Here is a 26,283-nt window from a genome sequence, read left to right as displayed (position 1 = left end):
CTGCCGCACAGTTCCCCGGCCATTCTCGAGCGAACGGGTGATTCGCGAGCCGGTGCGGTAACGAGGCCGAGCCCGCAACCGAGTCCGGATGTTGTCACGACATCGCAGACGAGGGACGAGTCCATGAGAGCCATGAAAGCCCGCGCGCTGGGAACAGCCGCGCTAGTTCTGGGAGCGCTGATCGCCGCGGCGCCGTCGGCCGCGGCCGACACAGGTCCGGGGCCCGTACCGCCAGGCGGGTTCGCCGCGATGTCCGCCGAATACAGCCAGGCAGCGCTGAAATCCAACCCGGTGCTCGGCGACCTGCTGCGCGGCCTGGGACTCAAGCGACTCGACCAGCTCGACCCGGCCAAGATCTACACGATCGACAGGGCCACGCAGAAGATCACCTCCGCCCCCGCCGGCGGCGCGGCCATCAGCTCGGGCCTGTTCTTCGGCATCGGCAGCGTCGTCACCGACATCAGAGCCTCGGGCACGGACATCCTCGGCACGGCCAAAACCGTCGTGACCTGCCCGTTCGGCGCGCAGACCGCCCAGGTGTCCGGCTTCATGGCCTCGACCGTCTCGCGTGATCCGCGCGGCGGGATCCGCCAGGGCACGATCTACGCCGACGACTTCCTCACCACCGGCGCCGAGGTCGACTTCCGCATCCTCAAAGCAGCCGGCGGCGCACGGAACCCGATCAACCGCACCGCCATGGAGACGACACACACTGGCAGCTGCGGCGGCGAGGTCAAGGTACAGAACGTGGTGTCCACCTGGCCACCACTGCGCGCCACCCTGGCGATCGACGACACCGGCTCGATGAGCGACCAGCTCGGCGGCGTCAAAGCAGGGCTGGCCAGCTTCATCGAAAGCCAGGGCACCGACTACAACAAGACGCAACGCGGCGTGTCGTACGAGGTGGTGAGCTTCAAAGACACCCCGACGCTGCGGCTGGCGAACACCACCGACACCGCCGCGGTCATCAACACGGTCAACAGCCTCGAGGCCGACGGCGGCGACGACTGCCCCGAAGACTCGCTGGGCGCGGTGAACCTGGCACTGGACCGCATGACCGGCGACGAGGACAGCGCCGGGCAGATCGTCCTCGCCACCGACGCCTCACCGCACAGCAGCGACATCAGCGCCATCGTCGCCCGCGCCAGGAGCCTCGGTGTCCCGGTCAACGTGATGCTCTCCGGCGACTGCACCGGCGAGGCCGGCGTGGCCTCACGGACCGCCCAGGCACAGAACCAGACGAGCAGCACCGCCGTCGCAGCCGACGAGGTCCCGTCATCCCGCGTGGTGTTCGAGCAGCTAGCCCGCGAAACCGGGGGCCGCTTCTACTACGAGCCAGGCGCCGGGCCCGACCGGTACGCCGCCATCCTCGGCGAGATCCTCAACGAAGCATCCGTCCCCACGACCACCATCACCGCCGCCGCAGGCACCGGCCAGTCGACCCCAGCGGGCACCGCCTTCCCGCTCCCCCTGACCGCCGCGGTGGCCACAGCCACCTCGGCGCCGCTGGCCGACGTCCCCGTCACCTTCACCATCGACGGCCCCGCCACCTTCCCCGGCGGCGCAACCACGGCCCTGGTCACCACCGGCGCAGACGGTCGCGCCATCGCCCCAGCCCTGACCGCCACCGCAACACCCGGCACGGTCACCGTCGCGGCCACCGCCCCGAGCACGACGACGCCGGCCACGTTCACCGCCACCGTCACCGACCCGGTCCCCGCAGCCGTCACGGCAGTTTCGGGCAGCGGCCAGTCCACCATCCCCGGCACACCCTTCACCGCGCCACTGACCGCCTCGGTCACCAACACCATCGGCGCGCCGGCCGCCAACGCCCCGGTGACCTTCACCGTCACCGCCGGTACGGCCACCTTCCCCGGCGGCGCCGCCACGGCGACCGCGACCACCGGGGCGAACGGCCAGGCCGTGGCACCGACCCTGACCGCCGGCACCACCACCGGCCCGGTCACCATCACCGCGACCACCCCCGGAGTGACATCCCCGGCAACCTTTACCGCCACCATCGCAGCGCCACCGGGTCCGGCCCGGGCGGACCTCGCACTGACCCTGACCGGCCCAGCAACGACCACAAGCGGCTCACCATTCACGATGACCCTGACCGTCCGCAACAACGGACCAGCGACAGCGACCGCCGTCGTGGCGGGGATGTCGCTGCCCAAGGGACTGCGCGTCACGAACGCCGGCGGCGGCATCATCACCGACGGCGGACGTCTAGCAGCCTTCGTCGTGCCGTCGATGGGCACCACCAAATCAGTGACCTACAAGATCATCGTCACCCCGGACCGCGGGATGACCGGCACCCAGACCATCGCGGCCGCCGGCGCCTCACTCAAGGTCGGTGACCCGAACTACCGCAACAACCTCACCACCGCCCAGGTCAACCTCCGAAAGTAGACTCGTGGTGGTTGTGCCCGAGGGAACTCTCGGGCACAACCACCACGGCCCTTCTGCTGCAAGAACCGACTTACCGCAGAGGAAGACGAGGGCTACTTCCGGCTGGAGTAGCTGCTCGCCGCACCGGACCCCCTGGCCGCTGGCAGTCACCCACGACCCCTCTGAACCCGCCGCGGGCTACGCGGTCGCCGCGGAGCGATCCGGACCTGGCTGGCCGACCTGCACTGGACCGCACACCTGATGAGCGACGGCCGGCCCGCCTGCATCAACTGGGACGACCTGATCTTCGACATCCTCGGCCCCGCCAGCACGCAGCCTGAGATAAGGCCCCGGACCGTGCGGGACTTCAGCCGCCGTCACGTCGGCGACTGACCGAAGCCGCGGAGCCAGCCAGCCAGCGGCCGGTTCGGAATCTCGGTCAGCACAGCGTCCCGGGGGAGTCCTGGACCGACCAATCCTCGACGTCGTCCTGGCGACGAAGGCGGTGACTTGGCTGCACTCCGGCTACAGCGGCCACCACCGCCGTTCAGCTCGACGCGATCCGCCATCGCCGCCACCCTCGTTGTCGGCGGTGGCGGGTCGGCGAGGTCCTGGCTATTCGGAATTTCCGAGTTTCCTGTGAAGCCTGGACGTAACGGGTGGCGCCCCGGGAACGACTCCTTCGCGACCGGTAACCAAGGAGGCGTAGGGCCGTGACCAGGTGGCAATACTCCCGGCTCGTCCAGGTGCGCCGATGGCAGACCTTCTACGACTCCGAGGCAGATCCCGCGTTGTGGCCGATGGTTGAGTCCGTGGACGAGCGGCGACCATCGCGCCTGGATGGGACCGAATCGTGCACCGGGATCAACCGCAGGATCTCGGACAACGTAACCGCGACGCGCCGCGTCGTGATGACGGAACTGCACGAGTCCTGCTGCGCCACGTGCCGGGCTCATCCGCGAGCGGGAATGCAGAATTCGACCGAACGTGACTCGGCCGAGCACGAGAATTGCTGCGGATGGCGCCCGGTGCGGACACCGCCCAGCTTCGCAGTGACCGGAAGTGAACGCCTGGTGACCGTGCGACGGCAGACGTTCGAAGACGTGGTCACGACCGCCTGGACGGTGGCGACCACTCTCGTGGACCAGGCCGGCGAACGGACCGAACTGGAGCTCGTTGTCGACAACGAACCAGCCGAGGTCGATCCGGCGCTGCGGCAACCATTGGCGGGGAAGTACATCCTGCCGCTCGACAGGGCAACGCTCGCCGAGCGGGCCGCCGACGTCGCCCAGCGCGCACTCAACCGGCTCGGTACCGAGGGCTGGGAACTGAGCACCGAGGAAATACGCAACGGCATCTTCAGTCCCCAGCCAGGGAGCGCCGAAACCAGCGACTGGCTCCAGCGCACGTTCTGGCTGAGACGTCCGACGGAGTAGCAGAACCATGTCCGACAACTACTTCCCGGATGGTCAGGTCACGCCCGAGCTTGCCGGCCGCATCGATCACCTCTGGCCCGGAATCGAGCAGCGTCACCTTCGTAAGCCGTCAACCCACCCGTGAGATCGAGATCCGCCTCAGCACAGTCGGCGCGCTTCGTCGATCGAGATCGAGGCGGTAGGCACGATGCCGGAAACGTCGTACTCGTCGTCGTTGTCGAGGTCGCAGCCGACCAAGTCGACCCGCTCGTGACGGGGCACGGCGTAGATCAGGGTGGGCGAGCCGGCCGTGGTGTAGTGCGGGCAGACGGCTGCGGTCAACCGCGCGCATTTAAGCGAGCACACGGCTCCGCCGTACATCTCGACCATCGTGGTCAGCCGATGGGCCGGTGCCAGGACGTACACGACGTCTGAACGGGATGTTCCGCAGACTTGACAGAGGTCGTCACTCCGCATGCGGTGCGCGCGCTGATGGTCGAACTTCCACGGATCCCACCCCGCCGCGCGGTTGCCGTCGCCGGAGCTCGCGGCCAGCCAGGGGCGCGGACGTGCTTGCGGTCGATCTGGGAGCGCGTCTCCGTATAGGTCGAGGTCGACGGCGCACTGGGCTCGCGGCCGGGGCCACTGCCCCTCGGCAGCATCGTTCAATGTCACTTCCGTGCGAGAGCAGGTTTGCTGTCTGGAGTCCACCGTCACGAACGTGTCCATGCCCTTCACCCCGAGGTGGTCCACTCGGGACCTGGCGTGCTGGCAGGTTAGCTGGCTGAGCACCTGGGGAGGGTCGCGGCGCTACCGACGGTCGCAACTGCTACAACGACCACGTCGGCGCCCATCCATAAACGGAGGTCAGCGCGGGGTTGTGACGCAGTGTAGTGCGGGCTTGAGGGGCCTTCGACCGGCGGGTTCTACTCTTCGGAAGTCGCAGGTGTCGTCTCTCGGGTGAGGCCGAGAGACGACGACCCTTCCTGCGTCTAGCTGAACCAGCGGCGTAGCTCAGCAAGCAGCTCGGCGAGCGGCTTGATCACCGCGGTCAGCGCCTTGGCGGTGGGGCTTACCCAGTGGGTGAGCCCCACCGTCCATTCCGTCCACTTCTTTGGATCCATCTCGACCTCCTCTCAACTCCGTGCGTGCGAGACAGCTGCACTGTAGAGACGCTCTCTAGAGAGCCAATCCAAGTGCGAGCAGCGACGTGACAAAGAGCCTGTTCCAGACCCCTTTGTGCGGGCGTCGACGTCGTGGTGGGGGCGTGACACGGGTCCGGAGCGTGTGGTGCGGGGAGCTGGGAGCTGGCCTGTTCGGCTCGCTGGGGCGGAGGACGTTGTGCGCGTCGGTGGCGCCGAGGTCGCCGGGGTGTGCCGGCGTCTGACCTCGGTAGCGGGAAGCCCCGCGGCTGCAGCCACATCTGGCGCGTTGCGTCGCAGAGTGCCTCGACGCCGTGGAGACCGGCCGCAGCGGCGTCTAGCCGGAGAACGGGTTCGACCCCGGCTGCGCTCGCGACGTCCTGACGATGCCGTGTGTTTCACCCAGTTGGCGCCGGGTCTGCTCGTCGGGATGCCGCGCCGCAGGCAGAGGAGCCCGTGCTGATTCAGCCCGATCGAGTTGCGTCGAAGCGGACTTCGCGATCATGATCGCAACGGCGCGCCGGCCGATCACACCCGGACCAGCTGCGTCGGGGAGGGGCGCGCGGAGGTGTCCGTCGAGCAGCTTGTGCGCGCCGTCGCGACAGGGTTGGACAAGCTCCGCGCGGTCAAGGCGGCGCTCCAGCAGGCCAACCAGGACCTCACCGACGCCCGCGACACCTTACGGCGCAGCACGTCCGGAGCGGGCGCTCCGGAACCCACTGAGGCGCTCGGCCAGCAGAGCGCAGCCGTCGAGGGCATCGAGCGACTCCTCGCGACCGTTGGTAAGGCAACCGATTTGCTCACCGGCTACCGGGACCGCGTCGCCCCGGCAACTCCTGGCAGTGAGAACGGAAGCAAGGCCGGCTCGGCCCCGCCGAACCCGCAGCCGGGCGCACCACCCGCCGGACCCGTCGAAACACAGCGGCGCCGGCTTCCCCCCAGCGGTCACCCGCCGGGGCCAGAAAACCCACGGCCGCTGGTTCGCCCCCGGCGCCGCCCCCAGCGCCGTCACCAGCGGTCAGGACGCCCTGTCCCAACGGGTCAACGACGTCCTGCAGGCGGCCGGCTGCCCGAAACTGCCCGTCACCGCGTCAGCAGACGTCGAGCTGAAGATCGCCGCCGCCATGCGCGACCAGGGAATCACCGACGCGACCGTGGTCATCAACAACCAGCCCTGCAAGGGCATGATGAGCTGTGACGGTCTCCTCGGCGTCGTGCTGCCGCCAGGCAGTACGTTGACCGTGCACGGAACGGACGGCTTCACCAAGATCTACAAGGGAGGCGAAAAGCCGTGGTGGTCGTGACAGCGTGGTTCGAACCCGGCCAGGCCGAACCTCTCGTGCTGGCCGAGCAGGCCGACGTCGATGCGCTGCTGGACACCATGATCCGCGAAGCGTCCGGACAGGACATCCCGGTGATCGCCGAGATCAACCGCCAGGACGCCGACGGCTGGGCCGTTCTCCACGTGGGTGTCCGCCCGGCCGGGGGTGGCTTCATCAGCCATGTCAGCCCGGCCGGCAGCGTGATCAGCACCAGCGGCTCAACCTCACCCGAGCTGGTCAGCTACGACTACATGAACAACGAACGCGAAATTCCGCGCCACGCGGAAGTTCCGCTGGAGATCGTCCGCCAGGCCGCACGCGACTTCGTCCGCTCGAACGGCGACCGACCCGCCGGCGTCACCTGGGCTGACGCCTGACTTCCGCCCCGTCGGCCGTGAGCCAACGGCACACTTCCCGGTGAGATCCGATCCCAGCGCATCCCGGCGATAAGAGCACCCGTGAACTGCTCCTGCAGATCACGCGGAGCGTGCGCTTCTACGTCATGACAGCACTGTCATGGAACAGCTGCGTAAGTCCACGGCGATGAGTAGCGGCAGCCACCGGTGAGCGGACGGCTAGGAGCTGTCCTGTAAGTCATCGGAGCCAGAGCACGATGGCGGCGATGGTGAGCTCGGCCTGGTAGTAGGCGGCGCGTTTGGCGTAGCGGGTGGCCAGGTCGCGGAACTGCTTGAGCCGGTTGAAGCACCGTTCGACCACGTTGCGCTGCTTGTAGACCTCAGCATCGAAGGCCGGTGGCCGCCCGCCGCGGGAGCCTTTGGCCGCGCGGTGGGCGATCTGGTCATCCCGCTCCGGGCCGACGAACGTGATCTGCCGGTCCCGCATCGCCCGGCGGGTCGAGGGATGCGAGTACGCCTTGTCTGCGATCACCGTCTCCGGCCGGCAGCGTGCCGGCCTGGCCCGGGGCGGGCGACGCTGATGCCGTCCAGCAGCGGCAGCAGCTGCGGGTTATCTCCGGCTTGGCCGGGGGTGAGCAGGATCCGTACCGGCAGGCCTCGCCCGTCGACGGCCAGGTGGATCTTGGTGCTCAGTCCGCCGCGGGACCGGCCGAGTCCTTCCCCGTCGCGGGCGATGACTTCGACGGCGTCGCTGCATCCCCTTTTTTTCCGGGCGCCAGCAGCATGCTGGTGCGCCCGGACCACGCTGGAGTCGACCGAGATGATCCATTCGAGGTCGCCGACGGCGTCGTCTTTGACGATCACCCGGTCGAGGATCCGATCCCAGGTGCCGTCTTCGGTCCACAGCCGCAGCCGTTCATGGGCGGTTTTCCAGGGTCCGTAGCGTTCGGGCAGGTCACGCCATGGGGCGCCGGTGCGGAGTTTCCACAGGATCGCGTTGATGACTTGGCGGTGATCACGCCACCGCCGTCCGCCGCCTTGCCGCGGCGGCAGCAACGGTTCGATCACCGCCCATGCCTTGTCCGTCAACTCACCGCGACCAACCACCGCGCACAACTACCAGAGGTCCAGCTCAACCGCTTACAGGACACGCCCTAGCGGTCGACGGGAAAGGCTTCGCGAGGTGCTGCGGCCGGGGTAGTCAGTTTGTCCCGGTGATCTTGTCTGTTGCTGATATGTTCGTTCGAGAACTGGAGGTTCCATGGCGGATGGGGATGAGACCGACAACTCGGTCACGAACGTCAACGACAGTGTCATCATTCAGGCAGGCAATATCCGTGGCGACATAACGGTGAACTCTGGATCGGCCCCAAGTGCGGCGGGTCGGGCCCGGCTGGTTCGAGTCTTTCGTCACCCAGGTAAGCGTGGTTTGATTCTAACCCACAAGGTTCGCGTAGCCATCGAAAAATCAGGGATCCTTGCGACTCTGAGCACGGATCGACGCTACACGTTGTGGGAGATGGACACAGGTTTGCGTCTCCGCAGTATCTGGTCGTGCGTTGATTCGACACGACCTTATGGAGATATTCAAGGTATGGCCCTCAGTCGGGATGGTGCTCTGTTCGCCTGTCAGGGTATTTATAGGGGATCGATAGCCGTCCTTGACACGTGCACGGGTGCGGTGGTCCACCGCCTTGGCGTAGTCTCGAAGAGTGGCGACGACTTCCTGGCGCGAGTCACCCTCAATTCTCCGTTTATGAACGAGCGGGTTGCCTACATTTCACCTGGTGCCGTCTTCGGCGCTACTGTCGAATCTGGTAAGTGGCGGACCTGGCGCTTGGTCGACGGCGCGGAAATGTGGTCTGAGCGGCGGGAGGATGTAATTCAGGTGGTATTCAGCCCTGACGATTCGATGGAAGTCGTCGTATACAGGGGGAGAGACCTCGATAGTTCCGTGGCTGGCATTGCGAATATCGCGGTGTACGACTCGGTTACTGGAGAACGTAGATACGACATTGATATCAGTCGGGATCGGACCGTGTCGGTGGCTTTCAATCCTGACGGTCGCAGGCTAGTTGTTTCCTGTGCCTCCGGTATGGCAGTGTACGATTCCTTTAGTGGGTCGCTAATATTTCGACTGGAAGCGGAGGTGTGTGATCCAAGTGATACATCGACGGTCAGGTTTCCGTGCAACGATTTGGTGACGGTGCAAAGTGGATGGAGGGTTGGTCTCTGGGATCTCAAGAAAAGTCAGTTTAATTCTCGTTTTGTTTCCTTAGTCACCTTGCACGCCGTTTCGCGCGATGGTGAATGGATCGCTTATCTGCAAACGGGCGAGGTGTGCGTGCGGACGATTTCCGACGGACAACTTATTGTGCGAATACCGGGGATTGCCGCACAGTCGTTATTTTTTACGGCCGACAACCATCTTGGTGTATGCGGCTCTCCCAATGAAGTGCAACTGTGGGAAATCAAGAATGTTAGAGGCGGTGTCCGGCCTAAATAATTCCCGGTCAGCACCTGAAGCCATGCGGAGTAGCTAACGGTGTGTCGGTCCGTGTTTCGAAAGCCGGGTCGTCGGTGCTTTCGGCGTCGCGGTGAGTCGTGAGACAGACCGCGACCGGGCCAGAGTGGGTTCTGATGTGGTGGTACGGCGTGTTCAGATGGGTGCGCATAGTGGGGAGCAACTCCTCGCCGACGTCGTGAGCTAGTTGTGCTGCTGCTTCTGGTTGTTGACACCCTGGGATGGGGGTTGGGTCTTCTGTAGGAGCCTCTCATACGGGGTCTGGCCTGCCAGGCCGCCGTGGGGGCGGTGGTAGTTGTAGTAGTCCTCCCATTCCTTGTGCTTGTCGTTGAAGGCGCCGATGTCGCCGAGGACGACACCGTCGAGCAGCCGATAGAACTCCTCGGCGTCGATGCGGTGCGAACGCTCGACCTTCCCGTTGGGCCGCGGCGTGGCGGGTCGGATGTAGACGTGCCCGATGCCTTGGTCGAGCAGGTGCCAGTGGAACGCGGACTGGAATTCCGCACCGTTGTCGGTCTGGATCTTCTCGACCTGGAACGGCAGCCGGGACAGCACGTAGTCCAGGAACTGGATCGCGGTCTTCTGGTCGGAGCGGGGATAGATGCGCAGGATCCGCAGGCGGGTGCAGTCGTCGATGGCGGTGTACTGGTAGTACCGCTTCTTCCGGCCGGCGTCGGTGGTGATCGGTTCGACGAACTTGACGTCGATCTGCAGCTGGTGGCCGGGGCGCTGCTTCTCATACCGCTTCCACCGCTGCTGGTGGCGTTTGTAGCGTTGAGACGCCGGCAGTCGGCTCATGCCCAGGCGTTTGAGGATGCGGTGGATCGTGGAGTGGCCGATCTCCTGGTCGTGGTACCGGCGTAGATACATCTCGATCTTCAGCGGACCGAAGTGGTAGTGCTGCCGCAGGTGGACGATCTTCTCGACCGCCTCGGGAGGAGTGATCGTCGGGCAGTGCAGCGGGGCGCTCGAGCGGTCCTTCAGCCCGTCGATGCCCTCGTCCTCGTAGCGGCGTTTCCACCGGTAGAACACGGTCCGGCTGATGCCGTAGTAGCGGCAGGTTGCCGCGACGTTGCCGCTGACTTCTTCGGCGTGACGAAGGACGGCCAGGCGCCGGTTTGCGCGCCTGACCAGGTCCTTCTCACTCCATACTCGCTCAGCCATGGGCCTCCCTCGATCAAGGGGCCCAGACTGTCAACAACCTCTGTCAGTTTTAGATCTAGTCTTGTTCCCCGCCCGCGCCGACTGCAACATCCGGATTGGCCCCAGCGACTAGGCGAACATGACCGACGACAACACGCCATCGACCTCGATCCCGAGGGCCCCTGGCCTACGACGGCCCGCTACGCCAGGTCCGCCAGTGCGATTGCGGGAGCTGTCGTCGAAAACGATGTGGCTGACCGCGGCCGTGATCACGGTGCTCACCGCGGCCGCAGTGGTGGCGCTGTGGTGGCCGGCGACCGCCGGACTCAACGGCGACAAGCTTGTATCCGCCCGGCTGGAGGCGCTCAAGATCGGGCTGAGCATCGGGGTCGGCAGCGGCGGCGTCGTCGCGCTCTACCTGTCCTGGCGCCGCCAGCACTCCGCCGAACGCATGCTCGCCCATCAAGAGCACGATTCGGCTGAGCGGCGGCTGAGCGAGCTGTACCTCAAGGCCGTGGAGCAACTCGGGTCTTCGGAGGCAGCAGTTCGCCACGGCGGGCTCTACGCGCTCGAACGGGTCGCGCAGGACAACCCCGAGCAGCGGCAGACGGTGGTCAACGTGATCTGTGCCTACCTGCGTGGCCCCTACACCCCGCCGCCAAAGACGAACGGAACTCGCCCGCTGGGAGTGCGGCGCCCGCTGCTGCGGTCCACCACCGTCGATCGCACGCCGGCGCCACGCCCCGACGCCCAGGCCCGAGAAACTCAGCTACAGGAACGTGAGGTCCGCCTGACCGCACAGGACATCCTGCAACGCAATCTCTGCCCCGGTGAAGACTCGGATCATTTGCAACCCTTCTGGTCTGGCCTCGACATCAACCTTTCCGGGGCCACCCTCATCAACTTCTCATTCTCGCGCTGTCAAGTTGCCAAAGCCGCTTTCCGAGGAACGAACTTCACTGGCATCGCCGGGTTCGTCGGGGTGACGTTCACCGGCAACGCCAACTTTGACGGGGCGACGTTCTCTGGCCCCACTTGGTTCGACGGAGCGCATTTCTCTGGCGTTACCTGGTTTGACGGGGCGACGTTTGACGACTACGTCGCATTCCGCGAGACGAAGTTCTCCGCCTCCGCCTGGTTCGACAAGACGATGTTCGCCGGATACGCCGAATTCAGGAGGACGACGTTCTCTGGCAAGGCTGGGTTCGGCGAGGCGACATTCTCCGATGAAGCCCGGTTCGACGGGGTGACGTTCTCCGGTGAAGCTGGGTTCGGTGGAGTGACGTTCTCGGGTAAAGCTGAGTTCGAGGGGGCGACGTTCCTCGATGACGCCGGATTCAACGGGGTGACGTTCTCCAATGAAGCCCGATTCGAAAAGGTGACGTTCTCTGGTAACACCGGGTTAGGCAGGGCGACGTTCTCCAGTAGCGCTAGCTTCGGTAGGGCGACGTTCAAACGCGTCGTCTGGTTCGGCGACGCGAGATTCTCCGGCGGCGCTGGGTTCGACAGGACAGTGTTCTCTGGCGACGCCGGGTTTACCGGGGTCAGGTTCAATCACGCCGCCGGGTTCGAAGTCGCGATTTTCGCCGGTGACGCCCGGTTCGATAAGGTGACGTTCTCCTGCGGTGCCAGCTTCGGCGGGGCGACTTTCAAGCGCGTCGCCTGGTTCGCCGGCGCTGTGTTCAGCCGCAGCGCCGGGTTCGACGGGGCAACGTTCATCGGCGATGCCCGATTTGGCGGGGCTACGTTCATGGGCGGTGCCGGGTTCGGCGGGGCGACTTTCAGTAGCGTGGCCGGCTTCGGTAGGGTGACGTTCAACCGCGGCGCTAGGTTCGAAGGAGCAAGGTTTTCCGGCGAAACCCAGTTCGACGGGGCAACCTACGACGGACGCGCGTTCAACCCGGCCAAGCGCGATGCGCCCCCTCGCCATGGGGAGATATCCACGGGGGGATGAGTTCCGACTCGGCGTTCACCCCGCGAACACGGGCTCGCTGGTGACGGTGGGGCCCCACCCGGGTCAACGGTCAACCCCAAACCGAGTCCACAAGCACACGAGCTCGCGCAGGCCGTAGTCCTGGTTCGGGGTCTCCTGCAGCTGCCCGGGACGCAGCTGATGCTCGGCGGGACAGGCGGGGGAAAGGTGCTGTGGGCCGTCCAGCGGTCGGGCCCATGGCCACAGCGGGACGTCGAGGAACCGCCCTGACCGCGCCGAGCCCGCCCCGGCGCCGCCTGTAGGTTCTCGGCACGCGTGACATGTTGATCTTGTTTACCTGTGCGTTCCTGAGCTGTCTCACGGCGATGTCACCATGATCAGTCTCAGTGTATGTGTCATTTTCTCACTTACGGTGTCGTTACTGTGAGTGTGTTACGCACGCGGGCCGCCCAGTGACAGGTGGTGTATGAGTCGGTTGCGCGAAGCGCGATGGTGGCACGGGCTCCGGTCCCGGGCGGCGACGTCGACGCGGTTCGGGTTCGGGCCGGTGGCGCGCATCTTCTCCGGCTCCGTGTAGCCCTTGTACGGCCAGAGGTTCATGCCGTTGCCGAACACCACGATCGAGATCAGGCCTTCCGCCTCCCACGAGCCCGGCCGTCCGGCCGTGAAGGTGCGCTTGGCGTAGTCCCAGGAGTCGCCGGTGCGGTCACGTTCGCGGGCTTCGTGGAAGACCTGCTCGGGAGCGGACGCGAGGCTGGTGACCATCTTGCGACCTGCGGCGGCGAATGCGGCCTGCAGCTCGTCGACGTCTTCCGGCCGCGGCGGGACGACCGGGCGAGATCCGCCGGCCTCGCGCTCGATGTCGACCAACGTCTTCTACACGTGAGCCGCCTGCCGGTCGAACCGCCAGTACCGTTCGGTGTCGGGGACGTGCATCCACCCGTAGTTCTGCCCGTCGACGATGCGGTACGCGAACTCGGTCTGCGGCTCGGTCATTTCGCCTCCAGGGCAACGTGTTCGGCGCGAACGTACACCGGCGTCGTGGTGATCTGGCCGGGGTTCTCGTCACCGCGGACAGCCACCACGCCCGGTTCGGGGTCGTCGCCGACGTCGGGCAGCGTGCCGAGGTAGACGACGCGGCCTTCCTCCGCGGGCTCGTCGGTGGCGAAGCCGCCGCCGAGGACGGGGTACGTGACGCCGCCGGCCTGGCCGGGGCCGGGTCGCCTGGTCTGGACTTCGCCACGGCGGTGGACGTCGTCGAGGCCTTCGACGGTGCAGGCGACCCACCACTTCGTCGTGGTGTAGCCGGGGCTCGTGCTCTTCGGGCGTCCGGGCGACAGCTCCCGGGTGCCGCCGAGGGCGCGGTAGCGCTGGCTCATCGTCTGCCGAGCGATGCCTTGCTGCTCGCCGAGCGACCTGAGCGTGCCGCCGCGATCGAGGGCGCCTTCGATTAGCTGCAGCTCGATCTGGTCGAGCTGCCTGCGCTCGCCGGGTAGCAACAGCAGGCCGGCTTCGCACGCTTCCCGAGTGACTTCGTCGGGCTGAGGAAGGCTCATGAGGGCGCGAAACTCCGGGTTCCTGCCGCTGGCGGCAACGGCGAGGTTCCGGAGAGCGTCGAACACAGCGTGCGGGGTGCCGAGCGGCGGCCGGAAGGGGCCGAGCTCGTCTTCAGGGTTGTTTTGGGCGGTCACAGCGACCAGCCTGCTCCACCTCTAGAAAAAAACGCAGCAATCTGCGGACATTTCACAGGGAGGTTCACCCGTCCGTGCGCCTTTCGGCCGGTCGCGTCCCGTTTTGTCAACGTTTCGTCCGGCCGCGACTACTTCGCCAGGCTGGCGCCCGCTCCCCCGCCGAAGATCTCCCGTGCGACGTCCGGGTAGCCGAGCACGAGCGCGAGCACGGCGACGAGGATCATGCCGAGAATGACGACCAGTCGCAGAGTGGGCTGCTGCCAGGCGAGCCGGGCGCCCGCGGCGAGCAGGAGCGCGAGCACACCGAAGACGACGATGGCCTTGACCAGTTCCACGAGGGTCCCCTTTCTTCACGCGGGCAGGTCGGCGACTGCCCTCATGACTTAGCCGCCCCGACCAGCTGATCGGCAGGAAGCACGGATTCGGCGATCCGGAGGAGTGTCGGGTCGGTCGTCCTGACTGCAATTGCCCAAGTGTCAGCCACCGTGCATTATCGAACACGTGTTCGGGAAGGATCCGCGGTTCGAGGGGACGCGCGAAGCTGTGCGCCCGAAAGACCCGCCGGTCGACGTCGAGGCCGACACGACTCTGATCCTCTTGCCGCGACGGCTCGACTGGGGCAGGACGACGCCAATCTGGGTTCGCGCATTCGGCGTCGGCGGCGGCTGGACACTCGGGCGCCCGGTCGAGCAGTTCCTCACGGTCTCCGGGGACTGGTGGTGCGTCGTCGAGATGCAGCTGGTGTCCCAGAACGGGCGGATGAACATCGACCTTCGGATGCCAGTGGACCCGGCGATGCACTGCGAGACCGAGTCTGGGGACGAACCGCAGCCGGATTGACTCCCGCGCCGACTTCGACCGCCAGCTCTCCCCGCCAGGGAGCCCGTACGCCGGCTACGCGTGATGCTACGAGAACCAGCTGAGCACGGTGGGCGTGATCGCGTTGACGACGATGCCGGACAGAAAGGCGATCACGAGGGCGGCCCACCAATAGATCGCGTCCGCCCGGCCCTGCCGCTTGAACTGCCTGCCCACCAGGTCGTCGATGGCCTTGGCTTGCTCGGCGTTGAGTGATGCCAGATGTTCGTACCGTTCGGCGTCTTCCTGGGTCTTTTCAAGCAGTGCCGTTCTGGTGGTCAGGTCGTCTTCGAGTTCGCTCAGCAAATCCCTGGTGCGCGTGAGGTGAGATTTGACCTCGTCGATCTTGTCGCCGTAGGTCACCTGGTGTACCGCCGCGCGCTGGTTACCCCTAAAGGTGGGGTACGTCACGACGGCGATGGCCAGCAGAAATAGCGCAGATGACGCAGAGGCAGCAAAAGACGTCACCACCTCGTCACCGGCGACGCCGGGCCAGTGAGTGACGATCCCTCCGCCGAGGGCGCCCATGATGATCACGACCCCGAGGAACCAGACGCCTCCGATGAAAACCAGCAACCACTTCACGACACGTGCCAAGACCGTTCTTCGTGCATCTGGCCTGCGCTTAGCAAACATCGGCTCAGCTTCGTCTATCAGCGGGGGAGCGGGTTGCTGGGGTCGCGGTTGACCTGGACGGCGACTTCGGCGGCGCCGGCTGCGTCGAACGGCGCGTAAACGGTGTTCACGCGCGTCATTCTGCCGTGCGCCGGGTCGCTCATGGTGAGCAGCCAGCCGCCGGTGCCGTCGATGGTGATGACGAGCTGGGCGTCGCCGTTACACCCCATGACTGGGCTGGTGTCGATGTGCGGGAGCGCGAGCATCCACTCCTCTGGGTGCTCGGCGTCAGCGCCCCAGTTCGCGGCGAGTGCGTTCTCCACGTGCTGGAGCAGCGCGAGCATGGCCGCGGCGGTCTCGGTTGTCTTGTGGTACTTGTCCTGGCGCCACAGGACGTCCGCGGCGGCACCAGCCAGATTGGCGACGTTGTCCCACTCGTCCGGTGCGACGCCGTGCCGCTGGTCGGCCTCCGGCAGGTCGCCCAGCAGCGCGGCCGTCTCCTTCAGGTAGGTCCGGCCGTACCAGCCCGCGCGCCTGCGCGCGGCCTCGGTGACGTCGGTGAGCAGCTGCGTGTCGACGGGGGTGGACATCCGGTTTCTCTTCTCGGTCGGTGGTCAGAGTCCGCCGTGCTGGTATGGGGCGTCGCGCAGCCTGGCGAGGGTGTTACGGATCAACGCCGAGCAACAGTGCCTTCGAGCAGCAGTCCGGCCAGGTTCTCGATGTGCGCCTAGAACCCGCGGAGCTCCGGGTTGGTACCGGTGGCGGCCGCGCCGAGGGTGCGGAGGGCGTCGATGGTTGCGTGCGGGGTTCCGAGCGGAGGCCGGAACGGGCCGAGCTGGTCTTCGGGGTCGCGCTGGTCGAGCACATCGCTCGACCGGCTATGTCTGGTTTTCGTCCACTTTTCGACCAGCCACGACTACTTCGCCAGACCGACACCAATGTCAGGGAGCGCGCGGGTAGCTTCTCGGCCCTTGCGTCACCCGATCAGCGTGCTGTGCGCGGGGTCGTCGTACCGCCTCAGCAAGGTTCACGTCAAAGATTACATCCCGTGACGGCATAACTTGCACTTTGAGTGCAATAAAAGCCGGTTCTCGAAGTAACTTTTGACGTCATTGGGGTGAATGTACTGCGCGACGGGTTGGAGGTGCCGGGGTGATGCAGGCGACATCATCCCGACAACCCCGATCCGCCGTTTGCCTGCTCGGTGCGGCAAAACTTGCAGTAGGTCTCCGCATTAGTTCCTTCCAGATCGTAAGTTTTGCCGCATACAAGCGTAAGCTTTGACGTATGGACATGGAGCGGGCGTTCGGCGCCGCTGCTCCATCCCCGACCGCAGGAACGCCTGCCCGGACGGCGGCCGCCACCCCTCGAGGTCCTCGGCCGACCGGCGCGCCCGGACCGCGGCGACCGCGTCGGCGACCGGTGCGTCGGCGGGGGTGGCGTAGTGGACGTGTTCGACACGACCGTCGGCAGCCGCAGCTCGCGGGCCAGGTCGTCGAGGGCGTCGTTGGCTGCGTCGTCCAGCGGCAGCCGATGGTTGATCAGCTCGACCGCGACGTGGGAGTGGCCGAACCAGTCGACCAGCCGTTCCAGCTCGGCTCGCGCGGCGGCCCGGCCGTGCTGGGCGAGCGCCCGGCGGACCGGGCCTTTGCGGCAGCCGGTGAGCACGACGACGTGCCCGGCCAGCTCGTCGACCACCTCTTCGAGGTTGTAGAGGGGGCGGCCTTTCTCGCCGCCGGCGATCTGGGCGTGGAAGATGACGCGGCACAGGCGGTGGTAGCCCTCCTGTGGCCGGGCGAGCACAAGCAGGTGGACCCGGCCGGGTCCGGCTCGCCGGCCTGCGGCGCAGGCAGGTTCAGCGACAGCTCGGCGCCGAACCCGACCCGGAGGCAGGGGATCCGCGCCTTCGCCGTGTTGAGATACCTCGGCTGGCTGCTCCTCGTCAGCGGCGGCGCGTTCTATGCGTACGTCAAGCTGCACGAGCTGGGTGTCATCTGACGGGCCGGGTGTGGGTGCTGCCCAGTCCCCCGCTGAGGCAGCACCCGCGCCCGCTGAGGCTGACAAAGTTCTCTTCCGACACCGTAGTCCGCCGCGACGACCCGTTGTGGTTGTGTAACCCCGTGACTGACGCACCGCCCATGGCTTATTCCGTTCTCAAGCGAGGCCTCCGCCCCTCGCGCGTCGCCATGGTTTTCGATGGTGGCGAGTTCTGGTCCTACCACGCCCGCCGCGCGCTGTATCTAGCCAACCAAGTCTGGGGCGGAGCGGGCTTCGCTCTCATACCCCACCACGACGGCGTCGTAAATCCGGTGCTCCTGCATGCCGTCCAGGCCTACGACCCCGACTTCGTCGTCGCCTCCCCTCGGAGCGTCGAGGACATCGCCTACAGCGACAAGTTCGGCGGCGGCAGGACGCCGAGCGAGAGCCGGGAATATGCCACGCTGCTCGCTGGCGCGCTCAGTACTCGACAGGTCACGGCTGGTGACTTGCAAGCTCGCGATACGGTCGCGGAGGTTTGCTCGCCGTACTTTCAGCCGGCGGAAGACACACCCCGCGAGGCGCTCCGATCGTTCAGCGGACCGTCCAAAGACTTTCCCCGGGCCTTAGATGTTCCGGGCGCTGAAACCGGTCACGTCCTGGCATGCCCACCGAATTGGGGCGGAACTGTCGGTGCCGCGGTCGCTGCGCACGCCGGAGTCGTTGAACCGCCGAACCCCGGCGCGTCCGAGCCGGATCTCGACCGGCCAACGGTCGCTCGGTTGGCGCAATGGCTGCTCGGCGGCTCGCCGACGGAGCTACCGATGGATCTCGTGTGGTTCCCGACCGTCGCGACAAGCATCTTCCCGCACGAAGCCCCTTTATCGCACCGGCGGACAATGGCGGGCATCGAGCGAGTCTACTCCGGTTTTCCCGGCGGCGAGCCAGCGCTGATCGTCATCGGCGACAGTGTCGACGACTTCGCGTTGGCTCATCTCTGGAAACTGACCTACGGCCGGGGTGCCTGGCTCCCAAGCGCGCTTGGCGCCGACGAGGACCGACCTTCGTGGGGACTGCACGTCGGCCTGGCAGAGCTGCTCGATGAGGTGAGCCACCAGCCGGGGTCAATGCTCTTTACCTCCGCGTCGCGCACGACTGGGGACGTCCAATCGGTGCACGACCGCTTCTTCGGAGACCCCGGAGCAGAAGAGGTTTCCTCCGACGCAGACCACTTAAGCCGCCCGGTGCCCGTGGGCGAACTGCCCTGGAGGCGAACAGGTACCTCACACCTCGCTGTCGATGAACAGTATGACGATGCGCTCCCCGTACCCATCGTGCTTGAAGACACGGGTACACGATCCATGGCGGCGCCCTCGCCGCCGGCAACCCTGCTCAACCCAGACCTCGCCGCACATACCGAGCTGACTTGGCATATCGACTTCGCGTGGCAGCCGAGTATGAGTGTGCTCGGGCGCGGTCTGCCGGGCCACTCCTTATTCTCAGAAGTCACCAATCCGTGGCTCACGCTGGCTCGGAGCAGCCGTCAGGGCATCAGCCATCGATCCCGCAGATTCGACTTCGTCATCGGCGGTATCCCGCAGGTTAACCGAATCCCGCGACCGGCGTTCAAAGACTTGAGCCTTGCCGACTGGGTAGGAGCGAAGGCTCGGCAAAACGGTTACTCCACCGTCGTCAAAGGCGCAGGCGGTCATACAATTCAATTAGGGCGAATGCTCGGCGGCCGTGAGTCCTTTCTCGACCTGTTCGCTGGTCCGCTGCTTCCGGCACTGCGCGGCTTCCAAGCGAAAGGTAACAGCACGCGCGAGGCATATCCCGCTCATGATGGAGTGCGAATCCAAGCTGGTGAAGGGGTCCTGAGTTTCGCTGGCATCTGTGCGCGAAGCGGTCCGCTCACAGCCAGCGAGGTACGCGATAGGTTGGATCCCGTTCTGCGTGCGGGCGTCCTTACGCGAGGGCTCGTGCTGAGATGTGCGACGTGCGATGAGGTGCAGTTCCAGGCAGTCGACAAGCTACGGCAGCGGTGGGTCTGTGTGCGCTGCGACGCGGTCAACGACCTTGACCGCACGAGTTGGCACGACCCCGTCGAGGAGCCAACTTGGTTCTACGACCTACATCCCATCGCGCGGCGCCTACTCAAGGAACACGGCGAGATTCCGGCATTGCTGGCAGGACAACTTGCCCTCGCCGCACGCGGGAAAGAGTCATACCGGGACCTCGCCGAGATCACGTTCGTGGAAGGAGGCAAGCCCAGTGCTGAGATCGACCTGATCGCGTACCGCGGTAATACGTTGATCGTGGCAGAGTGCAAAAGTGCGGATCACCTCGACGGTGCAAACAAGAAGAGGAAGGCTGAGACGATCAAGAAGTGTCGGATTGCGCGCTTGCTGCGGGCCGATCTCTTGATCTTCGCGACCACTGCTGAAGCCTGGCAGGCCGCGACTCGTATGGCGATCGCCGATGCAGTACGAGAGTTCGAGTGGTCTGCGATCGGTGCACCTACTCTCGAGTTCGTCGAGAATCTCGACGGCCCAGCTCGGTGACTCTGCGTGGCTCGCCGCGCTTCGCATCTCACGTACGTTAGTCGACGCCGACCGTGATGTGCGATGTCAACTCCAGTGCTGGCGAATATCGCACGATCGAGTACATGTGCTACACCAACAGACGACCGACGGTAGCTGCACAAACAGATCGTGGTTGTCATCGGCGGCTGGTGGTGCGGCGGAAAGTTCTCTGTTACGTGGAGCAGGCCGGAGGCGACGTTCTGGCCATGAGTGCAAACGACGACAAGAACCGCCCCGTTGGGCTTCGACGGTGGTGGGATCAGCGCAGCGGTACGTGGTGGTGGGCCACGCTGGTCATCGTCCTGCCTGTCGCGCTGATTACCGCTACTGCGCTGATCACCCTGCTGACCTTTGTCGATGTCGGACACGACCCGAAGGACCGGATCGAGGTCATCAAGACCGGGTTGACCGTTGGTGCCGGTACCGGTGGCATCGTCGCCCTGATCCTGACCGGGCGACGGCAGTGGGCCACTGAGCATGACAACCGCGAACGCCGTCTCACCGAGTTGTACGTCAAAGCCGTCGAACAGCTCGGCTCGGAGAAGGCACCAGTCCGGCACGGAGGCCTGTACGCGCTGGCCCGCGTCGGGCAGGACAACCCAAGCCAACGCCAGAACGTGGTCGACGTGCTCTGCGCATACCTGCGCGCGCCTTACGTGCCTCCCGGCGATGCCCCGGTGCTCAGGCTGGGGCTGCCTCGCCCCCTTCTCCACAGGACGCGGTCAGCGGATTGTGGAGCAGGTTCGGCGGCCCGCGACATCCCGAAGCTGCCGACCCGCGGTGACGTCGAGGATGAAGCGCGCCAAGAACGCGAGGTGCGACTCACCGCGCAACGGCTGCTCGTGCGCCATCTCTACCACGGTGATCAGAAACATCTGCCCGCGACCTTCTGGGCAGGCATGAACCTTGACCTGACCGGAGCGGTTCTCATCGACTTGGACCTCAGTACGTGCCGCGTCAACGACGCCACATTCACCCGAGCCAAATTCAGCGGGCCAGCCGAGTTCGCCGGGGCAGAGTTCGCCGGGGATGCCGAGTTCGGCGAGGCGGAGTTCGGCGGGGACGCTTGGTTCAGTGAGGCGAAGTTCGGCGGGGCCACCGGGTTCGCTCAGGCGAAGTTCGGCGCGTTCGCCGGGTTCGGCCGGTCGAAGTTCTGCGGGGAAGCCGTGTTCACCGGGGCGGAGTTCGGCAGGGATGCCGGATTCGCTGGGGTAGAGTTCGGCGGGTACGCGTGGTTCGGCGACGCGAAGTTCGGCGGGGATGCGGTGTTCATCCGGGCGAAGTTCGGCGGGGTTGCCGGATTCGCTGGGGTAGAGTTCGGCGGGAATGCCGAGTTCGACGGCGTGGAGCTCGGTGGGGACACCGGGTTTGACTGCGCAAAGTTCGCCACTTCGGTGCCGGCCGAGGTGGCTTCCTACCTCGCGTCCCGGAGCGAGGACGGACAGTCTCCTGCGACCAGTGACGACAAAACGGGTGCTCCCGATTCGTGATCGACCTTGATCTGGTGCCGAGTTGTCTTTGGGCAGATACGCACGCTCCTTCCGAGCGGTGTCAGTGTGTCGCAATAGGGTCGAACACGATGAGGTCCCAGCCGGCTGCGATCAGAAGCTCGCCGTTAGGGCCTAACGCAAGGGCGCCGATCTTGCGCAAATCCAAGACGGCGACTTCGGCGCCGGTGGCGAGGTCCCAAACTCTTCCTGTGTTGTCGTGACTGGCGGTGATGGCGACCGGGCGGTCGTCGATGGTGGTGCAAGCCACCGCGTTGACCGGGCTGGTGTGGCCGGTGAAGGTGGCGAGCTGCTCGCCGCTGGCGACGTCCCAGACTCGTACGGCGTCGTGGCTGCCGATGATGGCAACGGGGCGGTTGTCAAGGGTGGTGCAAGCCACCACGTTAACGTGGCTGGTGAAGGTACGGAGTTGTTCTCCAGTGGCGAGGTCCCAAATCTCTACGATGTCGTTGCGGCTGCCGGTAATGGCGACGGGGCGGTTGCCGATGGTGGCGCAAGCCACCGCGTTGACGGGGCTGGTGTGGCCGGTGAAGGTGGTGAGTTGTGCTCCGGTGGAGAGGTCCCAGATCCGTACGGCATGGTCGTAGCAGCCAGCGATGACGACGGGGCGGTCGTCGAGGCGGGCGTAGGCAGCTGCCTCGACGGTGCTGGCGTGGCCGGTGAAGGTCGTGAGTTTTTCGCGAGTAGCGAGGTCCCAGACCCGTACGGTTTTGTCCTGGCTGGCAGTGAGCGCGACTGGCCCGCTAGCAAGCTCACCGCATGCCACAGCCACGATCCCGGCAGAATGACCAGGGGTTGCGGGTGGATGAGTCGTATCGACCGTAAATCGCCATACCCTTGCGGTACCGTCTAAGCCGCCGGTGATGGCAACGGGGCGGTTGTCGAGGGTGGTGCAGGCCACGGCCTGCACGGTGCCGGTGTGGCCGGTGAAGGTGGTGAGTTGTTTCCCGGTGGCGGGGTCCCAGACCCGAACGGTGCCGTCGATGCCGCCGGTAATGACAACCGGGCGGTTGTCGAGGGTGGTGCAGGCCACGGCCTGCACGGTGCCGGTGTGGCCGGTGAAGGTGGTGAGTTGTTTCCCGGTGGCGGGGTCCCAGACCCGAACGGTGCCGTCGATGCCGCCGGTAATGACAACCGGGCGATTGCCGAGGGTGGTGCAAGCGACCGCCTCCAACGGGCCGGTGTGGCCGGTGAAGGTGGTGAGCGGTTGCTGCCCGGTGGCGGGGTCCCAGACCTGCGCGGTGCCGTCGATGCCGGCGGTGATGGCAACGGGGCGGTTGTCGAGGGTGGTGCAGGCCGCCGCTTTCACGGAGTTGGTGTGGCCGGTGAAGGTGGTGAGTTGTTCGCCGGTGGCGAGGTCCCTGACCCGAACGGTGAAGTCATAGCCGCCGATGATGGCAACGGGGCGGTTGTCGAGGGTGGTGCAGGCCACCGCCTGCACGGAGTCGGTGTGGCCGACGATGGTGGTGAGTTGTTCCCCGGTGGCGAGGTCCAAGACACGTACGGGGCCATGGTAGCTGCCAGTGACGATGACGGGACGGTTGTCGAGGGTGGTGCAAGCTACCGCCTCCACCGGGCTGAAGTTGCCGGTGAAGGTGGCGTGGAGAGCGTGGGCGGCTTGCTGTCCGGTTGCCCAGCGTGGTCGCCACACAAGCGGCGCTGACAGGTGGTGCTGGAGTCGTGATGCGCCGAAACGTGCGGCGTCAGTCGCGAGGATCTGGCGCCGTCGTAGGGGCGGTAGGTGGCGGTGGATATCAGCGGTGCAGCGGTAGACCGCAGCCGTGAGCGCGCCGGTATCGCTGCTGGTCTGATGCAGTGCCAGCAAGAGCGCGTCGGGTTCCGCGTACACGAGGTAGTCGGCGTCGATGACCAGGGTTGTCGATTTCGCCTGCGAGGGCGGCGTGCGTGGCAAGGTACCGCAACGTATATGGGTGTGCGCGGGTCCATTCACGGCCACCGTCGAGCGAGCGCGGCACGCGGGCGATCAGGATCTCGGCGATGGCGTCGTGCATGGCTGTAGCATCGATGCCGTCGCGGAGGTAGTCGGCGAGGGCTTGGTGGTAGAGCCGGTAGGTGGAGCGGCCGTCCTCGGTGGCTTCCACGACGTAGGAGCCAGCGTGCTTTCGCAGCCAGAGTAGGTCGTTGTCGGTGTAGGTGATGCCGGCGGCACGGGAGGCGACGGCGGCCCAGATGTCTTCCCAGGGCAGGCCTTGGCCGTCGGCGTAGGCGAGGGGGCGGAGCAGGTCTCGCGCTTTGGCGGCGTTGTCGCCGAGGCGGCTTTCCAGGTCGCGGCGCATCGCTTCGCCGGGATATGTGGGAAGTGCCCGGCGCCAGGCAGCATCCTTTGGGTCGGCGGCCTGATCTTGAGCGGCGAGGGTAGCGCTGGTGATCCGCGCGACCAGGAACGAGGGGTAGGCAGCTTCACCAACGGCCTCCGCGACCGCGCGGATGAGCCAAGGTGCCTTATCGAGGTAGGGGCTATCGTCGCTGGCTTTGAGTAGGCCGCGGGCAGCGTAGGTGGTGAGCGCCGGGAGATCGGCATAGCGATCGGCATCCAAGTCGATTGCGTCCCCGCGGCGTAGGCCAAGACGCTCCAGCAGGAAATCCCGGGTGCCGACCAGCAGCCGTAACCTTCCCGCCGCATAGTCGACGAGGGGACGCAGCAGGCGGCGGGCGAGATGGTCGGGGTCGGCAGCTTCGTCGAGGGCGTCGATGAGCACGGTCAGAGGCGTGTCTCTACCGCTGAGCTCCTCCAGAAGCTGGCCAGGTGTGCCGGCGTGTGAGTGCGCAGCTGCGGCGATGCCGGCCAGCACCTGGTCGGTGGTCAGGCTCTGGGCGTAGATCGTTACGTCCACGGTGTCCGGCTCGGGCACGGCAGCAGGGGGAAGCCCGAGGGTGTGCAGCGGAACCGTCGCGCGGCGCTCAGGGTGGGTCAATGCGGCGATCAGACCGAGAACGGCGGTCTTGCCCGATCCCGGGTTGCCCGTGACCACCTGCAGCGCCCGGGCCGGGTCCGGATGATGCAGCCACGCAGTTATGTCCAGCAATGCGATGTGCCGGCCAGAGAACCACCAGCCTTGCGTCTCGCGCCCGCCCATGGCGCGATGCAGCAGCCGAGTGCGGAATTCGATGTCGCGGCGGTCCTCCTGGACTTCGAACTCGCTTGCGTGCTGAATAGCCAGGTCAACCTCGGTCATCCCCGGTCGGTCGCGGCGAGGGTTGGGCAGGAACGGCGGGACCTCCCCGGTGAGCCCGGCGACACTGTGCCCGATCGTTTGGTAGCCAGGTTTGTCCTTGCTGGTGTTCATCGCCTTGACAATCGAATCCAGCGGCAACGTCGCCGGGTTGTAGCCGGCAATGGGCAAGCCGTGGACCGCGTCGCGCAGCAGCCGCGGAAACACTCCCGTTCCGGCTTGCTCGGACGGCTGCGCCGACGTGACGACGGCCAGACCCGAACCGTGGTCGTCACCCCAGCTGCGAATCATGGACGTGATCGCGGCCGCGGTGAGTTCGCTGCCGCCCTGGCTTGAATAGCAGGTGTCTAGCATCAGCAGCACCCGCCGGACCCGGGTCTTGAGTAGCATCTTCCGCGCCAGCTCCGCGGTGGGGAGCGCGTCGGCGACGTCGGCCGGGTCGGTATCGGTGGTCAGCAGCAGATGCTCATGGGTGTCATCGAGGACTTCGCCGTGGCCACCGATGTAGACGGCCACGATGTCGTCGGGTCGCCGGGCGTCGTCCACGCAAAAGGTGCGCAGCAATGCGGTCAGCTGGTCCTTGCTCGGGTCCAGCCCGAGGGTGCTGATGTGCTGGTAGCCGAGGTCGTCGGTGAATAGGCGGATGATCTGCTCTCGGGCTTCGATCAGCCCGGGCCGGTTCCACTGCGGCGCCTTCGGGTACCGCGCGACGGCGGACGCGATCAGGTATCGCCGCGGTCCCTCGGTGTCAGCTGTCACGCAGGCCTCCTGCGATCGCTGCGCCGGTGAGCTTGTCGGTCAGGTACGCGCTGACGGCATGGGCGTGGGCGCCGTTGTGCACCACCGCGTTGATCACGCGAGGCCCGAATCGCGGGCGGAGGTCCTTCTCGAGCGCGACGACGTCGCCGCGGTCGGCTACGTTCGTCCACTCCAGGTCCTCGGAACCGGGCCAGGCACCGACACCGTCACGTGGAGCCGGCGTCAGCCGGTTGAAGATCAGGTTGCCGATGCCCAGTGGCGAGCCCAGGGTCACTAGCGCCCGCACTGCATGGCCGGGCATCCCCGCCAGCGTCTCGTAGGCCACCACCGACCCCAGCGAGTGCGCCACCACCACGCGGGTGCGCTCGGTGATCAGCTTGCCGACGACCGCCCGGGCTGCCTCTCGCAGCTGCTGGTCTTGCAGGTAACGGCGGACCTGCTTGAGATCGAACACCAACGCCCGCAACGCCACGCCACCGAAAAACCGCGACCGCGATAGCTGCCGCAGCGCCGCCTGCACCGACCCTGGCACGCGCACCAGCGTGTCCGCCTCCGGCGGCGCCACTTTCGGATCCACTCGTGCTGCCTCCCGCCACCACGCCAGCAGCAGATCCTCCTCCAGACCGGGCTCGACATCATCCGCGGTGAACATCGGGTCGCCGACGGCTAACAGCTCCCCAGCTGGCCGGAACAAGTTCCCGTAGAAGCCCATCACCACGTCATCAGCAGTGGCTGCGCCGCCGTCGCCGGCACGGGTCAGCCCACCCAGGAGCGCGGGCGCCCAGTCACGCAACAGCAACTGCCCCCCGGCACCCTGCTGCCCGATGCCGTGCACGCATACGATTCGTCCCACCACCGCCTCCCAACGCGAGA

At 66.2% G+C, this 26,283-nt stretch carries 24 protein-coding genes; 11 read left to right on the top strand and 13 right to left on the bottom strand.

Features of this window, described 5'->3' with window-relative positions; all coding sequences use genetic code 11:
- Positions 1-123 precede the first annotated feature (123 nt).
- From AB5J73_RS42345 to AB5J73_RS42335, 3 genes are all read left to right on the top strand, one after another.
- Entirely contained in the window at positions 124-2,412 is a 2,289-nt protein-coding gene (locus AB5J73_RS42345; protein WP_370964794.1) for a VWA domain-containing protein, read from the top strand.
- A 240-nt stretch (positions 2,413-2,652) separates the two neighbouring features.
- Positions 2,653-2,784 (top strand): hypothetical protein, encoded by a 132-nt coding sequence (locus AB5J73_RS42340; protein ID WP_370964792.1) that lies wholly within the window; start codon positions 2,653-2,655, stop codon positions 2,782-2,784.
- A gap of 320 nt (positions 2,785-3,104) precedes the next feature.
- Complete coding sequence (locus AB5J73_RS42335; RefSeq protein ID WP_370964790.1) at positions 3,105-3,827, top strand: hypothetical protein; 723 nt, start codon at positions 3,105-3,107, stop codon at positions 3,825-3,827.
- A 138-nt stretch (positions 3,828-3,965) separates the two neighbouring features.
- Here AB5J73_RS42335 and AB5J73_RS42330 read toward each other — a convergent pair whose 3' ends face one another.
- Positions 3,966-4,535: a hypothetical protein gene (locus AB5J73_RS42330; RefSeq protein ID WP_370964788.1), complete on the bottom strand. Its 570-nt coding sequence runs from the start codon at positions 4,533-4,535 to the stop codon at positions 3,966-3,968.
- Positions 4,536-4,798: 263 nt separating this feature from the next.
- Positions 4,799-4,930, bottom strand: a complete 132-nt coding sequence (locus tag AB5J73_RS42325; RefSeq protein WP_370964786.1) for a hypothetical protein — start codon at positions 4,928-4,930, stop codon at positions 4,799-4,801.
- An 860-nt stretch (positions 4,931-5,790) separates the two neighbouring features.
- On the opposite strand from AB5J73_RS42325, the gene AB5J73_RS42320 reads away from it, so the two are divergent.
- Both AB5J73_RS42320 and AB5J73_RS42315 read left to right on the top strand, forming a co-directional pair.
- Positions 5,791-6,252, top strand: coding sequence for a DddA-like double-stranded DNA deaminase toxin (locus AB5J73_RS42320; protein ID WP_370964784.1), 462 nt, complete (start codon positions 5,791-5,793; stop codon positions 6,250-6,252).
- Complete coding sequence (locus AB5J73_RS42315) at positions 6,243-6,647, top strand: Imm1 family immunity protein (protein WP_370964782.1); 405 nt, start codon at positions 6,243-6,245, stop codon at positions 6,645-6,647. Before AB5J73_RS42320 ends, AB5J73_RS42315 begins: the two co-directional genes overlap by 10 nt.
- Positions 6,648-6,864: 217 nt before the next feature.
- Here the strand turns inward: AB5J73_RS42315 and AB5J73_RS42310 are convergent.
- Positions 6,865-7,733 (bottom strand): IS5 family transposase gene (locus AB5J73_RS42310; RefSeq protein WP_370964780.1). Its coding sequence is split into 2 segments (ribosomal slippage): positions 6,865-7,178 and positions 7,178-7,733, totalling 870 coding nucleotides; the frame shifts between segments, so codons are not numbered across the junction.
- Between the two features lie 154 nt (positions 7,734-7,887).
- Here AB5J73_RS42310 and AB5J73_RS42305 point away from each other — a divergent pair.
- Positions 7,888-9,132 (top strand): WD40 repeat domain-containing protein, encoded by a 1,245-nt coding sequence (locus AB5J73_RS42305; RefSeq protein ID WP_370964778.1) that lies wholly within the window; start codon positions 7,888-7,890, stop codon positions 9,130-9,132.
- Positions 9,133-9,333: 201 nt separating this feature from the next.
- Here AB5J73_RS42305 and AB5J73_RS42300 read toward each other — a convergent pair whose 3' ends face one another.
- Entirely contained in the window at positions 9,334-10,314 is a 981-nt protein-coding gene (locus tag AB5J73_RS42300) for an IS481 family transposase (protein ID WP_370964776.1), read from the bottom strand.
- Between the two features lie 196 nt (positions 10,315-10,510).
- Between AB5J73_RS42300 and AB5J73_RS42295 the strand changes: the two genes are divergently transcribed.
- Positions 10,511-12,247, top strand: coding sequence for a pentapeptide repeat-containing protein (locus AB5J73_RS42295; RefSeq protein WP_370964774.1), 1,737 nt, complete (start codon positions 10,511-10,513; stop codon positions 12,245-12,247).
- A 411-nt stretch (positions 12,248-12,658) separates the two neighbouring features.
- On the opposite strand, the gene AB5J73_RS42290 is transcribed toward AB5J73_RS42295, so the two are convergent.
- From AB5J73_RS42290 to AB5J73_RS42280, 3 genes are all read right to left on the bottom strand, one after another.
- Entirely contained in the window at positions 12,659-13,096 is a 438-nt protein-coding gene (locus AB5J73_RS42290) for a hypothetical protein (RefSeq protein WP_370964772.1), read from the bottom strand.
- Positions 13,097-13,218: 122 nt separating this feature from the next.
- On the bottom strand, positions 13,219-13,917 hold the full coding sequence (locus AB5J73_RS42285; protein ID WP_370964770.1) for a hypothetical protein: 699 nt from the start codon (positions 13,915-13,917) through the stop codon (positions 13,219-13,221).
- A gap of 128 nt (positions 13,918-14,045) precedes the next feature.
- Positions 14,046-14,252: a hypothetical protein gene (locus AB5J73_RS42280; protein WP_370964768.1), complete on the bottom strand. Its 207-nt coding sequence runs from the start codon at positions 14,250-14,252 to the stop codon at positions 14,046-14,048.
- 166 nt (positions 14,253-14,418) lie between these two features.
- Here AB5J73_RS42280 and AB5J73_RS42275 point away from each other — a divergent pair, with 166 nt between their 5' ends.
- Positions 14,419-14,757, top strand: a complete 339-nt coding sequence (locus AB5J73_RS42275) for a hypothetical protein (RefSeq protein WP_370964766.1) — start codon at positions 14,419-14,421, stop codon at positions 14,755-14,757.
- A gap of 66 nt (positions 14,758-14,823) precedes the next feature.
- On the opposite strand, the gene AB5J73_RS42270 is transcribed toward AB5J73_RS42275, so the two are convergent.
- The 3 genes from AB5J73_RS42270 to AB5J73_RS42260 form a co-directional block, all read right to left on the bottom strand.
- A complete protein-coding gene (locus AB5J73_RS42270; protein ID WP_370964764.1) occupies positions 14,824-15,360 on the bottom strand; it encodes a hypothetical protein in 537 nt (178 codons plus the stop codon).
- A 68-nt stretch (positions 15,361-15,428) separates the two neighbouring features.
- On the bottom strand, positions 15,429-15,980 hold the full coding sequence (locus tag AB5J73_RS42265; RefSeq protein WP_370964762.1) for a hypothetical protein: 552 nt from the start codon (positions 15,978-15,980) through the stop codon (positions 15,429-15,431).
- Positions 15,981-16,557: 577 nt separating this feature from the next.
- Positions 16,558-17,193 (bottom strand): PHP domain-containing protein, encoded by a 636-nt coding sequence (locus AB5J73_RS42260; RefSeq protein ID WP_370964760.1) that lies wholly within the window; start codon positions 17,191-17,193, stop codon positions 16,558-16,560.
- A gap of 6 nt (positions 17,194-17,199) precedes the next feature.
- On the opposite strand from AB5J73_RS42260, the gene AB5J73_RS42255 reads away from it, so the two are divergent.
- The 3 genes from AB5J73_RS42255 to AB5J73_RS42245 all read left to right on the top strand — a co-directional run bounded on the left by AB5J73_RS42255 (position 17,200) and on the right by AB5J73_RS42245 (position 21,439).
- Positions 17,200-17,388, top strand: a complete 189-nt coding sequence (locus AB5J73_RS42255) for a hypothetical protein (RefSeq protein WP_370964758.1) — start codon at positions 17,200-17,202, stop codon at positions 17,386-17,388.
- 122 nt (positions 17,389-17,510) lie between these two features.
- Positions 17,511-19,928, top strand: coding sequence for a hypothetical protein (locus AB5J73_RS42250; protein ID WP_370964756.1), 2,418 nt, complete (start codon positions 17,511-17,513; stop codon positions 19,926-19,928).
- A gap of 56 nt (positions 19,929-19,984) precedes the next feature.
- A complete protein-coding gene (locus tag AB5J73_RS42245; RefSeq protein WP_370964754.1) occupies positions 19,985-21,439 on the top strand; it encodes a pentapeptide repeat-containing protein in 1,455 nt (484 codons plus the stop codon).
- Positions 21,440-21,500: 61 nt separating this feature from the next.
- Here AB5J73_RS42245 and AB5J73_RS42240 read toward each other — a convergent pair whose 3' ends face one another.
- The 3 genes from AB5J73_RS42240 to AB5J73_RS42230 form a co-directional block, all read right to left on the bottom strand.
- Positions 21,501-22,889 carry a WD40 repeat domain-containing protein gene (locus tag AB5J73_RS42240; protein WP_370973492.1) on the bottom strand — a complete coding sequence of 463 codons (1,389 nt, stop codon included), beginning with the start codon at positions 22,887-22,889 and terminating at the stop codon, positions 21,501-21,503.
- Between the two features lie 322 nt (positions 22,890-23,211).
- Entirely contained in the window at positions 23,212-25,410 is a 2,199-nt protein-coding gene (locus AB5J73_RS42235; protein WP_370964752.1) for a hypothetical protein, read from the bottom strand.
- Positions 25,400-26,263 carry a hypothetical protein gene (locus AB5J73_RS42230; RefSeq protein WP_370964750.1) on the bottom strand — a complete coding sequence of 288 codons (864 nt, stop codon included), beginning with the start codon at positions 26,261-26,263 and terminating at the stop codon, positions 25,400-25,402. The genes AB5J73_RS42235 and AB5J73_RS42230 overlap by 11 nt, the downstream gene beginning before the upstream one ends.
- Positions 26,264-26,283: the final 20 nt, after the last annotated feature.

This window comes from Amycolatopsis sp. cg9 (genome assembly GCF_041346945.1).
In the GTDB taxonomy this organism is placed as follows: Bacteria; Actinomycetota; Actinomycetes; order Mycobacteriales; family Pseudonocardiaceae; genus Amycolatopsis.
This window is presented reverse-complemented; position numbering and strand designations above follow the sequence as displayed.